Consider the following 11,986-nt stretch of genomic DNA (forward strand, 5'->3'; position numbering starts at 1 on the left):
AGGAGTATGTTCATGAAAAACGCGAGAAACCAACAGCAACCAATGATCGGCCAAGCTTGGACTGGTAAGCATGTTATTCTTCTACATTGCAATGAACGAAATCAATTTAAGCAACTATATAGTAGCTATCATGCCCCAATCGAGCCACCTCGTCAAAATTGTGCTGAGACGTTGTCACAACTTTTTAGTATTGGATATAAAGTGAAACAAGTTACCACCCTTACCGGAGGACAACTACAGTATTTGCTTGTTCTTTAGCTATTGAAAAAGAAGTCTAACGTTTAGACTTCTTTTAGTAACTTTTCAATATGAGGTTTTATTTCTTTTGGATTTGTATTCGGTGAAAATCGCTCTATTGGTTGACCATTAGAATTCACAAGAAATTTTGTGAAATTCCATTTTATCGATTTTGTTCCAAGCAATCCTGGAGTTTCAGATGCCAAATACTTAAATAATGGATGAGCATTTTCACCGTTAACATCAATTTTTGCAAACATTGGAAAACGAACACCATAGTTGATTTCACAAAAACTTTCAATTTCTTCATTATTACCGGGTTCCTGCCCCATGAATTGATTGCAAGGAAAACCAAGAATGTTAAGACCTTGTTTATGGTATTCATCATAAAGAGCTTGTAATTCTTTATATTGAGGCGTAAAACCACATTTACTTGCTGTATTTACAATAAGAAGGACCTGATTCTGATATTCTTCCAATGTTTTTATTTCACCTTTGATTGTTTCTACTTTAAATTGGTATAAACTCATTACTTGAAACCTCCTTTTATTTAAAAATCTATTACCTCTTGGAGCCCAGCCCTAATAATGAAATTGAATGGTTTAAAATATTTATTAAATCATCAATGGAATCTTCACCAAATAAAGTTTGAAACTCCACAATATATTTATGATGATACTTGACGCTAAGGTCAGTTATCTCTTTTGTTAAGAATAACTTCACAACATGTTGTTTTCCCCAACTTCTTTTTAATTTTTTTAGTAATAATTCATCATATTCATGTGTACCGTTGTTCTCACAAAAAGTCACAGTCACATAACAGCCGGGCTTTTCATTTGTTTCTAACAGCTCTCCAGATAATTCCCGGTGAGGTATTTCAATTTGTATGAGGATTGACCGTTTGCTTTTTCTAACATCTTCAATTGTAATTAAATATTTTCTAACCATTGAGGCTAAGTCAACAATATCACTTCGACCAATAACATTTATTTTCCCTTCAAGGTCCAAGTCATATATATATCCTTCTATTACTACTTTTAAGTTATCAAAGACAGTTGGATCAAACATATATACCTCCTAGAACAAGCCAGTTGCCTTTCCATCTACTGAAACATCCATATTTAGAGCTGCAGGTTCAAATGGTAAACCTGGCATTGTCATGATATCACCGGTTAAAGCAACGATAAAGCCGGCACCTAAAGAGCCCTTTAATTCACGTATTGTGATAGTAAAGCTTTCAGGTCTACCTAACACAGAGGCATCATCTGTTAAGGAATATTGTGTTTTAGCCATACAAATAGGCAAATTGCTCCATCCTAAGAACTCAAATTCTTGAATTTGTTTCTTTGCTTTATTCGTGAACTGAACTCCTGTTGCTCCATAAACTTTACTTGCAATATTGAAAATTTTCTGTTCAATCGAATCTTCATCTTTATATAGAAATTGAAAAGAATTTTCTCCCTCTTCAATAATCTTGAGTACCTTTTCAGCTAGTTCTACTCCTCCATTGCCGCCATGTCCCCATACTTCACATATAACAGCAGGATGACCTTCCTGATCACTCCAATTTAATAGTTCTGTTATTTCAGCTTCTGTATCAGAAACAAATTTATTAATTGCTACAACGTATGGTAGTCCAAAGCTTTTTATTGTTTCAATATGTTTTTTTAAGTTTGCTATTCCTTTTATTAGAGCATCCGTATTTTCTTGCTGTAATTGATCTTTCCTCAATCCACCATGCATTTTAAGAGCTCTTATTGTTGCGACGATGACAACAGCAGAAGGATTAAGCTTTCCAATTCGAGATTTTATATTAAGGAATTTTTCCGCCCCTAAATCAGCACCGAATCCAGCTTCAGTTACCACATAATCTCCAAGCTTTGTCGCCATTTTGGTCGCAAGCAAACTATTACAACCATGTGCAATGTTAGCGAATGGTCCACCATGAATTAGAGCCGGTGTATGTTCAATTGTTTGAACAAGATTTGGCTTTATCGCTTCTTTTAATAGAAGAGTTAAAGCACCTTCAACACCCAAATCGGCCACTGTAACCGGGTCTTTTGAGTATGTATATCCGATTACTATCCTTGAAAGTCTCTCTCTAAGATTATCTAAACTGCTAGCTAAACATAAAACAGCCATAATTTCAGAAGCTACCGTAATATCGAAATGGTCTTCTCTTGGAATGCCATTTGTAGGTCCACCTAAGCCGATGGTAATATTTCGAAGAGCTCGATCATTTAAATCTAATGCTCGTCTCCATACAATTCTTCTAGGATCGATATTTAAAACATTTCCGTGGTGAAGATGATTGTCAATAAATGAAGCTAACGCATTATTTGCTGTCGTAATTGCATGTATGTCACCTGTAAAATGCAGGTTTATTTCATCCATAGGAAGAACTTGAGAATAGCCGCCACCTGTAGCTCCACCTTTTAATCCCATTGTTGGTCCAAGCGAAGGTTCTCTCATTGCAATAATCGCTTTTTTATTTAGTTTATTAAGTGCTTGACCCAAACCTACTGTTACTGTTGATTTTCCTTCTCCAGCTGGAGTTGGATTAGTTGATGTAACTAAAATAAGCTTACCTGGTTCTTTCTCCTGTAATCTTTCTAAAACATCAAGAGAAATTTTAGCTTTATATTTTCCAAATAGCTCTAACTCTTCTTCCTTTAAATCTAAATGATTATCGGCTATTTGCTGAATTGGTAAAAGTGGTGTTTGAAGGGCAATTTCGATATCTGATTTAAATTTTTGATGACTATTCACTGTTTTTTCCTCACTTTGTTGTTAAAATGATCTTTAGAATATATTACCATACATCCTTATCCATCAATCAATATGTCAAATTATTAATGTAGAAAAACTATTATTTGAAATATATAAATTGAATTATTTTTCTAAACTTTCTATAATAAAGAATCAGTCATTTATCATATTTATCAATTATTATTATGACAAAAATATAAAGCTTATTTCGGAGGTGTTTTCTTTGCCAATCAATATTCCAAATCACTTACCAGCGAAAGAAATCCTTGAACAGGAAAATATCTTTATTATGGATGAAAATAGAGCATACTCTCAGGATATACGTCCTTTAAATATTATCATTCTAAATATCATGCCTGAAAAAGAAAAAACAGAAACACAGTTGTTACGACTATTGGGTAACTCACCATTACAGTTAAACATTACTTTTTTACGACCTGAAACACATAAGTCAAAAACAACTGCAATAGAGCACTTAAAGGAATTTTATACAACTTTTAGACATATCCAGCATAAAAAATTTGATGGGATGATTATTACTGGTGCACCAATTGAGCATTTGGAGTTCAATGAAGTCTCATATTGGCCTGAACTTCAAACAATTATGGACTGGACTAGAACAAATGTTACCTCAACTTTACATATTTGTTGGGGTGCCCAAGCAGGACTTTACCATCACTATGGCGTAAATAAATATCAATTGGATAAAAAATGCTTTGGAATTTTTGAGCATGAAATTGTAGATCCAACAGTAAAATTGGTAAGAGGTTTTGATGACCTTTACTTTGTTCCACACTCTAGACATACAGATGTATTAAAAGAGGAAATTGAACGAGTTGAAGAGCTTCAAATTCTTTCTTATTCCGATAAGGCAGGAGTTTGTTTAGTGATGTCACAGGATGGTAAACAAATCTTTTTAACAGGGCATCCTGAATATGAATTAACTTCATTAAAAGATGAATATGAACGTGATCTTTCAAAGGGCCTGGAAATCGAGATGCCAGAAAATTATTTTAAAAATAACGATCCTAAAAATAGACCAATACAGTGTTGGAGGTCACATGCGAACCTACTGTTTGTGAATTGGCTGAACTATTACGTATACCAAGAAACACCGTATATTTGGGATTGAAAGTCTCGCAAACTATTTATCTAACCACAAATTCTATTTAAAAATTCAATATTTTTTACAACCACTTTACATCTTAAGAAATACTTAATAATTGCTTTATAAAAAAGTAATAATTATATGGTAATCTTTAAGACAAATTGAGTTCATATTTTACATATAGTTTGATATGAACTTTTTTTCTTGTACTGATCCGTTTCTTTACTAGATTGAGGTGAAAATGTTGATAAGAAATTCGAAGGTGTTAATTTTGACAGCTAAATATGGCAATGGTCATGTTCAAGTTGCAAAGACATTAGAAGATAAGTGTAAGCAGATGGGTTTTAGCAAGGTAATCGTGTGTAATCTTTACTCGGAATCTTTTCCCGTTTTTTCAGAAATTACCCAATACTTATATTTAAAAAGTTTCTCAATCGGAAAACAATTTTATCGCCTTTTTTACTATGGAGTTGATAAAATTTATAACAAAAGAATGATGAACCTGTATTTTAAAATGGGGCACAAACGTTTGCATCAAATCGTGACAAGTGAACAACCCGACATGATTATTAATACCTTCCCTATGATTGTTGTTCCTGAATATCGTCGTAAGACTGGTACGGTGATTCCCACGTTTAATGTCCTAACTGACTTTTGTTTACACAGAATTTGGGTTCATGAAAATATTGATAAATATTATGTTGCTACAAATCATGTCAAAGAGAAACTTTTACAACTTGGCATCCATCCAAGCACAATAAAAGTTACAGGAATACCTATCCGTAAACAATTCGAAGAAAAAATGGATTTAAACGAAATCTATGAAAAATACAAGTTAGATCCTGATAAGAAAACATTACTTATAGTTGCAGGTGCACATGGAGTTTTAAAAAATGTTAAGGAATTATGCCAGTCTTTTATAAACCAAAAGGAACATATTCAAACCATCGTTGTTTGTGGAAACAATACTTTACTAAAAGAAACGCTAGATCCTCTCGCTACTCAGTATCCTGAGCAATTTAAAGTATTAAGTTATGTTGAGCGAATTGATGAGTTATACCGTGTTGCTTCATGCATGATAACAAAGCCAGGGGGGATTACTCTAACAGAAGCAACTGCAATTGGGTTACCTGTTGTCCTTTTTAAACCTGTTCCTGGTCAAGAAAAAGAAAATGCCCACTTTTTTGAAGATAATTCTTCAGCAATTATTATTAATCAAATTGAAGATATTTTTAATGAAGTAAATCAATTATTGGCAGATGATCAAAAGTTACAAAAAATGAGAGACAATATTAAAAAGCTACATGTACCTAATTCTTCAGATCTTATTATTGAGGATATGATAAAAGAAGCTTCTTACATTAGAGATAAAAAAGTAATGGCGGGCTCCGTAAACTATTAGTATCTTAAACGGATGAGAGGTTTACCTTACTATCTGGAGGCTGAAATGGATACAAGTACTCACATAATAATGGGATTTGGTTTAGCTGGTTTAGCTTATATTGATCCTGCTGTTGCGGGTAGTCCTGAATTAGCACAAGCTATTATGATTGGTACGGTCATAGGATCAAATTCACCAGATTTTGATTACGGAATTAAACTTTTAAAAGGTAATGGTATGTATATTGAGCATCATAGAGGTGCCTCTCACTCCATCCCTGCCCTTTTTATTTGGACAGTACTTATTTCATGTATTACGTTTCTCTTTTTTAAGGACGTTTCATTCTATCCTTTACTTTACTGGACTTTTTTAGCAGTTATCTTACATGTTGGATTTGATATTTTAAATGCTTATGGTACCCAAGCTGCAAGACCATTAACAAAAAAATGGTTGTCATTAAACTTTGTCCCGTTATTTGATCCATTTATCATCTTGGTTCACCTAATTTGTTTTTCATTTTGGACTATTGGATTTCATTCTGGATTTGTATTTTTATGGGGATATATCGTGATTATTGGTTATCTTGTTGTTCGTTTTTACATATCACTAAAAAACAAAAAACAAGTTATTCAATCGATGGATATGAAAGGAATTTGTACAATTGTTCCAACTATATGGCTTCGCAAATGGCATGTTGTGTTCGAAACAGATCAAATTTATTATGTTGGTATTCTTGATAAAAATGGTCTTCACCTTATCCATACTTTCGAAAAACATAATCAACTTTGTCCTTATATTATTGCTTCCGAGGACGATCATAATGTAAAACATTTTCAAGCAAATTCAGGGCATGTTCATGCTATGTATGTTCCTCATCCAAAAGGATATGAAGTGAGTTGGATTGATTTAAGATTTCGTCATAATCATCATTACCCATATATGGCAGTGGTTAAACTTGATAAGAATCTTCAAATTATCTCTTCATATACAGGGTGGATTTATCAGTCAAAGAAACTTCACCAAAAGCTTGTACCCTCAAAAACCAATGCTATACAAATGTAGCGGTATTTCTCTAAAAATGTCCGGTTTTTTGACCGGACATTTTTTCTTTCATTTAAAGAGATCTTATGTTTAAGGAATATATTTTCACATTCAACAAAAAATAACTTCTGTATGATAAATCATTACTCATACATAGATAGGAAATGTTTTCTTAAAAAGAGGAGGATTATGATGACAAAAAAATATAATAAAGGTAGTAAAAATCAAAACTCGCCACAAAACGGAATGAATCAAATGGAGTTTGCTGAAGAACATATTGCCGGAGACAATAGCAAAGGAAACAAACGAAATAAAGATCAAAGAGACAAAACAAGAATGGAATAAATACATTTCCACATGCAAAAGGCGGGTTATCCCCGCCTTTTAACCCTTTATTACTCTCCTAGGCCTTCTGTAGTAATAGCGCGTTCAACAGCTTCTAGTGCTGCTTGTTCATCGCTTCCACTTGCTGTAATTGTCACTTTTGTTCCTTTAGAAATACCAAGTGACATTACGCCCATAATTGATTTTAAGTTAACTGTACGACCATTAGCCTCTAAGTTAACATCAGCTGTAAATGAATTTACTGCATTCACTAAAGCTGTTGCTGGTCTAGCGTGTAGACCTGCTTCACTAGTGATTGTAAACGATTTTTCCACCACTTTTAAATCCCCCCTTCACATTAGCACTTTGGAAAGATGATTATGTATTCATCTTTACTCGCCAAAATCTTTACATGTATCATCATTATTATAAACTTTTTTTAAAAAAAGTGAACTAAATTTTCCATTAACTATTGTCTCTTTTAGCCTATTTTATATACATGATTTAATGGTATTTCATGATGTATATGTAAGGTAATAGTATCTGTGTTCATTCGTTCTACAACGATAAAATTTTCTTCATGATCTTGTATTAAAATGATGGAAGATTTTCTCAAATACAGTAATTTATCTCCTACGTTAATAATAGCTTGATAAGCCCTATTAAACTCTAAATCATCTATTTTTTTTGAGGATGTAATAATGATGCTATTTCCATTTAAATCAAACTTACGCATTAAGATCCACTCCACACTTTTTAATCATTATATGCTTGTTTTATGTAAGTATTATCTATTCCATAAATGTAAGTTTCTGAAAGATTTGTTAAAACATTTTTCTTGACCTTGACGGTTATCTTTAGATTGGTGTATAGTTAAATTATCATTAAGCTGAGTATATATTGTAATAATACATCTCAGAAATCTATCATCCTTGTTAAAATCTACATATCATATTCATTAATGATAAAATTTTTTTTAGCACCACCCGTGCTACAGTATTAGGAGGATTAAGTACTATGCAAAACGGTAAAGTAAAATGGTTTAACAATGAAAAAGGTTTTGGATTCATCGAAGTTGAAGGCGGAGACGATGTATTCGTACACTTCACTGCAATCCAAGGCGATGGTTACAAATCATTAGAAGAAGGTCAAGAAGTTTCCTTTGAAATCGTTGAAGGTAACCGCGGACCACAAGCTGCTAACGTTACAAAGTTATAATCACAAGATTTCACACATGTGATTTAACCATAAACAACTAGATATAAAAGAGGCTGGATTTTTCAGCCTCTTTTTTGCGTTTATTATTATGTAACCAATCGTTGGATAATATGACTTGACCTTCAGTTTTTATTTGCTCTCCTTTTATTTTGTCATGCCGGACTTCTGACTGATCAATAAATATTCAATTGCTTTAACATTTTGCTTAATACTTTTTTCAATTCTACTAACCTCATTTGAATTGAATATATTTGCGTTGTTCGCTATAAAGACCAATTTGTCAAGATCTTTATAAATTTCAGAAAATGCTTCTTTAATAGATGAATCTAACGGCTCAGTTGCCATAGTGAATCTCTCCTCCACTAATAAAATTTTGACAGATATCTAGTCAAAATGATTTATATTAATCCTATATTTTTACAATATTTAATCCTATTTTCATTTTAACATGACACCTTCATTTGTCATAGAAAATAATTTTGTTTTTTTTAACGAATATTTCATGTTAATAATTCAAAAACTAATGATTGGAGGTGTTTTTTATGGATCAAATAAATCATACTGGATTAATTAGTGGAATGAATGATTTAGGACAACTTGAAGCATCTGTAAAAGCAGCACAAAAAATGGTTGGAGCTGCAACGATGCAATTAGATCCGGAAGCTCTACAAAATGCAGAAAATGCAATAAGAGATGCGAAGGATATTATGAGTCGCACCAATGAGACAGGTGTTGATTCAGATTTTGTGAATAAACAACAACAACTGTTACAACAGTGTGAGCATCAATTATCAGAAGCTAGAAAATAAATGTTTAACTACAAAAAAATCCGCTAAATAGCGGATTTTTTTGTTATCAAAAGGTGTTTTATTTACTATAGGTTATGATTTGCTTCTTGCTTTTAGTTTGTAACTGTAATATGTTACAACAACTTCTTGCCAACTTCTTTTATTTTCTCACCAACAGTACATTTATTAATACAAAAAGAATGGGCATAGCTTTTTCCATACTCTTCTCTAAAATGCTTTTTTAATAAGCAATTCACACAATAAGTATCAATGATTTCACTAAGTTCTTGGAGTGTTTGCTTTTTACTCATGTTCTTCAACGTCCTCATTTATGATCATTTTACTTCTAATTTCGATTCCTTCCATCGCTTGAGTTGCTAGCTTATCTGCTTCTGTATTTTCTTTTCTCGATACTGGCTCATAGGATGCTGTTATTTTCAGTTTTTTTAATTTGCTTTCTATGCGATCTAGCCAATTATTAAATTCTTCTTCATAACAAGGCCATTCACCTGATAGTTGGTTTAATACTACTTGCGAGTCACCTTTGAACAATACTTTTTGTTTCGTTATTCCGTTTTCCTCTAGAACATCCACCAAATAATGAAAGGCAGCATATTCTGCTTCATTGTTTGATTCCATTTCTTCTGCTTTTTCATTCATTCGAATTCGATATCGATTTCCACTTTGCGTGTAATAAACCACTGCACCGAATCCAGCTAATTTTGTGCTTTTATGAAATCCACCATCAAAAAAGGCAACAACATCATGTGGTTCATCTTTAACAATTTCTTTTAATTTTTTAAGTTCCTTAAGAGTCCATGACTGGCCATCCTCTGAGAAAAATGAAAGGTTCTTTACTCTTCCTGTTTGAAGAAAGTCCTCAGCCAAAACAATGGATTCGTTTAAAGAATGATATTCTGTTGTTATCATTGTTTCTAATTTTCTTTTTGTTTGATAAGTCCATTCTATGCGATAATTCAATAGATTCACTCCTGAAATTTCTGTTAATTTTAAGGGGAAATCTTGATGTTTCTATATCACTAATATCATCAAAACCGTTTCGAATAATTCTTCCTATAACTAATGTAGTCAATATGCTATAATCATATTCGATTTATTCTACTCGTGTTTGTTTTTATCAATTCCTTTATGATAATGCTATTTATTTTACCATCGTTTTAGTATTTAATGAAATATTTTAATTTTGGAGGTGTTTGTTTGATTGAAGTATATGTAGATGGAGCCAGTGCAGGTGATCCAGGTTTATCTGGTGCAGGAATCTTTATAAAGGGACATGGTACGGCCGAACAATACTCTTTACCTCTAGGTTCTATGACAAATCATGAAGCAGAATATCATGCATTGATTAAAGGAATGGAGATTTGTTTGAAGCAAGGATATAAAGTCGCTTCTTTTAGAACCGATTCACAACTTGTGGATCGAGCATTTGAAAAACAATTTGTGAAGAATAACAATTTTGCTCCTCTTTTAGAAAAGGTAATTATGCTTTCTAATCAATTTGATTTGTTCTTCTTAAAATGGATTCCTAGTAAAGAAAATAAAGTAGCCGACCAGTTAGCCAGAAGTGCTATTTTGAAACAATCTTAGTTTATACTGAAAGAAAGAAGTGAAATAAATGAAAAGAACGTTAGTAGCAGATGCAAGTCTGTTATTTGTAGCATTTATTTGGGGAGCAACCTTTGTGATTGTTCAAAATGCAATTGAATTTATACCACCTAATTTGTTTAATGGAATTCGCTTTTTAATTGCGGCAGCCCTACTATCATTATTTCTCTTTAAAATCCCTAAAGGTTGGTTATCTAAAGAATTGCTTAATTCAGGAGTATTTTTAGGAGTATTTTTATTTATTGGATATAGTTTTCAAACTGTTGGTTTACTGTATACAACATCCTCAAAAGCCGGATTTATTACAGGTCTAAGCGTTATGGTTGTTCCTTTATTATCTGTATTTATTTTAAAGGAAAAACCAAACTTTGTTGTATTTATTGCTGCTGGTGTAGGAACAATAGGCTTGTACTTTCTTACTGTTGCAGGATTATCCCAAATGAATATAGGTGATGGCCTTGTATTGATTTGTGCGATTGGGTTTGCCCTTCATATTGTTTATACAGGAAAATTTTCAAACAAACATAAAGCACTACCCTTAACTATCATTCAGCTCTTAACTGTCTCTCTATTAAGCTTTATAAGCGCTGGTTTATTCGAGAGATCATCAATTGTATCAACCACTTTATTAAATATGGACGTTTTAATTGCGTTAGCTGTTACATCGATACTGGCAACTGCTCTAGCCTTTTTACTTCAAACTAAGTTTCAACAAATTACCACAGCCGCAAGAGTAGCGCTAATTTTTGCTATGGAGCCAGTATTCGCTGCCCTAACAGCCTTTCTTTTAATTAACGAACGTTTAACTACAAATGGTTTAATTGGCTGCTTCCTTATTTTTTTAGCCATGATTATTTCAGAATTGCCTAATATGAAAATACTTAAAACATCGATTAATCAAGAAACTAGTCTTTAAGCCCCAAGCTTAAAGACTTTTTACATTAAATTTAATGTTTGTATATGATGAAAAGCCTGTTTACGATTCAGTATGTCTTCTGCCTTAAATTGTTCTAATAATGAAATATAAAAAGAACCATCAAATTCTTTTTGTATTTTTAATGTAAGTTCAATGGCGATAATGACAATTTCATCTGATGTATCTGTATACTGCTGTCCAAACTCAATGAAACCATAAGCTTCCTCACCTAGGATAAATCCTTTACTAGCTAAAAAGGTAACATAATCTCTAACTGTTCGAGCCATCCTGTATTATTCCATCCTTATCGAAATATGTAGTACTTTGATCATATCAAAAAAAGGTCGACAAATTCCATCTTTTTTCGCCATAAATTTCTTTGTGGATTTTTGGTCATAATACAAATGGAGGTGACCGAACATGAGCAGTGAAAAAAAAGGTAATAATCGCGGAAGAAAAGCGCCAAGTGTTAACCCACAAGGTCATGCTAAAGATGTTGAATTTTCAACCGAGCCAAAAAGTAAACTTGAAAATGCAGCTAAGAAAAAAAATACGAAATAAAAAAGAGGGTGACTCAA

Annotated in this window: 19 protein-coding genes; 10 read left to right on the forward strand and 9 right to left on the reverse strand. The window is 32.6% G+C overall.

Translation table 11 applies throughout. The features are described 5' to 3' along the window. Positions 1 to 12 precede the first annotated feature (12 nt). Positions 13 to 258 carry a hypothetical protein gene (locus COD11_RS13490; protein WP_098797423.1) on the forward strand — a complete coding sequence of 82 codons (246 nt, stop codon included), beginning with the start codon at positions 13 to 15 and terminating at the stop codon, positions 256 to 258. Positions 259 to 281: 23 nt separating this feature from the next. On the opposite strand, the gene COD11_RS13495 is transcribed toward COD11_RS13490, so the two are convergent. From COD11_RS13495 to COD11_RS13505, 3 genes are read right to left on the reverse strand one after another with little or no spacing between them, the layout of a single operon-like run. Continuing rightward, positions 282 to 767, reverse strand: coding sequence for a glutathione peroxidase (locus tag COD11_RS13495; RefSeq protein WP_098797424.1), 486 nt, complete (start codon positions 765 to 767; stop codon positions 282 to 284). 31 nt (positions 768 to 798) lie between these two features. Then, positions 799 to 1,305, reverse strand: a complete 507-nt coding sequence (locus tag COD11_RS13500; protein ID WP_098797425.1) for a hypothetical protein — start codon at positions 1,303 to 1,305, stop codon at positions 799 to 801. Between the two features lie 9 nt (positions 1,306 to 1,314). Continuing rightward, entirely contained in the window at positions 1,315 to 3,006 is a 1,692-nt protein-coding gene (locus COD11_RS13505; protein WP_098797426.1) for a formate--tetrahydrofolate ligase, read from the reverse strand. A 223-nt stretch (positions 3,007 to 3,229) separates the two neighbouring features. On the opposite strand from COD11_RS13505, the gene metA reads away from it, so the two are divergent. The 4 genes from metA to COD11_RS26875 all read left to right on the forward strand — a co-directional run bounded on the left by metA (position 3,230) and on the right by COD11_RS26875 (position 6,881). Next, on the forward strand, positions 3,230 to 4,138 hold the full coding sequence (gene metA, locus COD11_RS13510; protein WP_098797427.1) for a homoserine O-acetyltransferase MetA: 909 nt from the start codon (positions 3,230 to 3,232) through the stop codon (positions 4,136 to 4,138). A gap of 217 nt (positions 4,139 to 4,355) precedes the next feature. After that, on the forward strand, positions 4,356 to 5,516 hold the full coding sequence (locus COD11_RS13515; protein WP_255301622.1) for a diglucosyl diacylglycerol synthase: 1,161 nt from the start codon (positions 4,356 to 4,358) through the stop codon (positions 5,514 to 5,516). Between the two features lie 45 nt (positions 5,517 to 5,561). Continuing rightward, positions 5,562 to 6,557 carry a metal-dependent hydrolase gene (locus COD11_RS13520; protein WP_176551082.1) on the forward strand — a complete coding sequence of 332 codons (996 nt, stop codon included), beginning with the start codon at positions 5,562 to 5,564 and terminating at the stop codon, positions 6,555 to 6,557. 171 nt (positions 6,558 to 6,728) lie between these two features. After that, positions 6,729 to 6,881 (forward strand): hypothetical protein, encoded by a 153-nt coding sequence (locus tag COD11_RS26875; RefSeq protein ID WP_162987399.1) that lies wholly within the window; start codon positions 6,729 to 6,731, stop codon positions 6,879 to 6,881. A gap of 50 nt (positions 6,882 to 6,931) precedes the next feature. On the opposite strand, the gene COD11_RS13525 is transcribed toward COD11_RS26875, so the two are convergent. Together COD11_RS13525 and COD11_RS13530 are read right to left on the reverse strand one after the other, a co-directional pair. Continuing rightward, positions 6,932 to 7,195: a phosphocarrier protein HPr gene (locus COD11_RS13525; RefSeq protein ID WP_141549687.1), complete on the reverse strand. Its 264-nt coding sequence runs from the start codon at positions 7,193 to 7,195 to the stop codon at positions 6,932 to 6,934. Between the two features lie 146 nt (positions 7,196 to 7,341). Continuing rightward, on the reverse strand, positions 7,342 to 7,596 hold the full coding sequence (locus COD11_RS13530; RefSeq protein ID WP_098797431.1) for a hypothetical protein: 255 nt from the start codon (positions 7,594 to 7,596) through the stop codon (positions 7,342 to 7,344). Between the two features lie 281 nt (positions 7,597 to 7,877). Here COD11_RS13530 and cspD point away from each other — a divergent pair, with 281 nt between their 5' ends. Then, positions 7,878 to 8,078 (forward strand): cold-shock protein CspD, encoded by a 201-nt coding sequence (gene cspD, locus COD11_RS13535; protein ID WP_046590248.1) that lies wholly within the window; start codon positions 7,878 to 7,880, stop codon positions 8,076 to 8,078. Positions 8,079 to 8,222: 144 nt separating this feature from the next. Here cspD and COD11_RS13540 read toward each other — a convergent pair whose 3' ends face one another. Continuing rightward, positions 8,223 to 8,423 (reverse strand): hypothetical protein, encoded by a 201-nt coding sequence (locus COD11_RS13540; protein WP_098797432.1) that lies wholly within the window; start codon positions 8,421 to 8,423, stop codon positions 8,223 to 8,225. A 197-nt stretch (positions 8,424 to 8,620) separates the two neighbouring features. On the opposite strand from COD11_RS13540, the gene COD11_RS13545 reads away from it, so the two are divergent. Then, positions 8,621 to 8,887, forward strand: coding sequence for a DUF2564 family protein (locus COD11_RS13545; RefSeq protein ID WP_098797433.1), 267 nt, complete (start codon positions 8,621 to 8,623; stop codon positions 8,885 to 8,887). A 113-nt stretch (positions 8,888 to 9,000) separates the two neighbouring features. On the opposite strand, the gene COD11_RS13550 is transcribed toward COD11_RS13545, so the two are convergent. Both COD11_RS13550 and COD11_RS13555 read right to left on the reverse strand, forming a co-directional pair. Further along, on the reverse strand, positions 9,001 to 9,177 hold the full coding sequence (locus tag COD11_RS13550; RefSeq protein WP_098797434.1) for a zinc-finger domain-containing protein: 177 nt from the start codon (positions 9,175 to 9,177) through the stop codon (positions 9,001 to 9,003). Then, on the reverse strand, positions 9,170 to 9,856 hold the full coding sequence (locus COD11_RS13555) for a reverse transcriptase-like protein (RefSeq protein ID WP_369689281.1): 687 nt from the start codon (positions 9,854 to 9,856) through the stop codon (positions 9,170 to 9,172). Before COD11_RS13555 ends, COD11_RS13550 begins: the two co-directional genes overlap by 8 nt. 228 nt (positions 9,857 to 10,084) lie before the next feature. Here COD11_RS13555 and COD11_RS13560 point away from each other — a divergent pair, with 228 nt between their 5' ends. After that, on the forward strand, positions 10,085 to 10,474 hold the full coding sequence (locus COD11_RS13560) for a reverse transcriptase-like protein (protein ID WP_098797436.1): 390 nt from the start codon (positions 10,085 to 10,087) through the stop codon (positions 10,472 to 10,474). Positions 10,475 to 10,502: 28 nt separating this feature from the next. Then, complete coding sequence (locus COD11_RS13565; protein WP_098797437.1) at positions 10,503 to 11,408, forward strand: DMT family transporter; 906 nt, start codon at positions 10,503 to 10,505, stop codon at positions 11,406 to 11,408. 20 nt (positions 11,409 to 11,428) lie between these two features. Here the strand turns inward: COD11_RS13565 and COD11_RS13570 are convergent, their stop codons facing one another. Continuing rightward, positions 11,429 to 11,695 carry a DUF6123 family protein gene (locus tag COD11_RS13570; protein ID WP_098797438.1) on the reverse strand — a complete coding sequence of 89 codons (267 nt, stop codon included), beginning with the start codon at positions 11,693 to 11,695 and terminating at the stop codon, positions 11,429 to 11,431. A 133-nt stretch (positions 11,696 to 11,828) separates the two neighbouring features. Here COD11_RS13570 and sspL point away from each other — a divergent pair, with 133 nt between their 5' ends. Then, complete coding sequence (gene sspL, locus COD11_RS13575; RefSeq protein WP_098797439.1) at positions 11,829 to 11,969, forward strand: small, acid-soluble spore protein L; 141 nt, start codon at positions 11,829 to 11,831, stop codon at positions 11,967 to 11,969. The last annotated feature ends 17 nt before the right edge of the window (positions 11,970 to 11,986 follow it).

The organism is Bacillus sp. AFS040349 (assembly GCF_002577655.1).
Taxonomy (GTDB): Bacteria; Bacillota; Bacilli; order Bacillales; family Bacillaceae; genus Metabacillus.

What these genes read in the sequence shown, in the direction of transcription:
- COD11_RS13490 (WP_098797423.1), top strand. Translation starts at nt 13, where the DNA reads ATGAAAAACGCGAGAAACCAACAGCAACCAATGATCGGCCAAGCTTGG.
- COD11_RS13495 (WP_098797424.1), bottom strand. Translation starts at nt 767, where the DNA reads ATGAGTTTATACCAATTTAAAGTAGAAACAATCAAAGGTGAAATAAAA.
- COD11_RS13500 (WP_098797425.1), bottom strand. Translation starts at nt 1,305, where the DNA reads ATGTTTGATCCAACTGTCTTTGATAACTTAAAAGTAGTAATAGAAGGA.
- COD11_RS13515 (WP_255301622.1), top strand. Translation starts at nt 4,356, where the DNA reads ATGTTGATAAGAAATTCGAAGGTGTTAATTTTGACAGCTAAATATGGC.
- COD11_RS13520 (WP_176551082.1), top strand. Translation starts at nt 5,562, where the DNA reads ATGGATACAAGTACTCACATAATAATGGGATTTGGTTTAGCTGGTTTA.
- COD11_RS26875 (WP_162987399.1), top strand. Translation starts at nt 6,729, where the DNA reads ATGACAAAAAAATATAATAAAGGTAGTAAAAATCAAAACTCGCCACAA.
- COD11_RS13530 (WP_098797431.1), bottom strand. Translation starts at nt 7,596, where the DNA reads ATGCGTAAGTTTGATTTAAATGGAAATAGCATCATTATTACATCCTCA.
- cspD (WP_046590248.1), top strand. Translation starts at nt 7,878, where the DNA reads ATGCAAAACGGTAAAGTAAAATGGTTTAACAATGAAAAAGGTTTTGGA.
- COD11_RS13540 (WP_098797432.1), bottom strand. Translation starts at nt 8,423, where the DNA reads ATGGCAACTGAGCCGTTAGATTCATCTATTAAAGAAGCATTTTCTGAA.
- COD11_RS13545 (WP_098797433.1), top strand. Translation starts at nt 8,621, where the DNA reads ATGGATCAAATAAATCATACTGGATTAATTAGTGGAATGAATGATTTA.
- COD11_RS13550 (WP_098797434.1), bottom strand. Translation starts at nt 9,177, where the DNA reads ATGAGTAAAAAGCAAACACTCCAAGAACTTAGTGAAATCATTGATACT.
- COD11_RS13565 (WP_098797437.1), top strand. Translation starts at nt 10,503, where the DNA reads ATGAAAAGAACGTTAGTAGCAGATGCAAGTCTGTTATTTGTAGCATTT.
- COD11_RS13570 (WP_098797438.1), bottom strand. Translation starts at nt 11,695, where the DNA reads ATGGCTCGAACAGTTAGAGATTATGTTACCTTTTTAGCTAGTAAAGGA.
- sspL (WP_098797439.1), top strand. Translation starts at nt 11,829, where the DNA reads ATGAGCAGTGAAAAAAAAGGTAATAATCGCGGAAGAAAAGCGCCAAGT.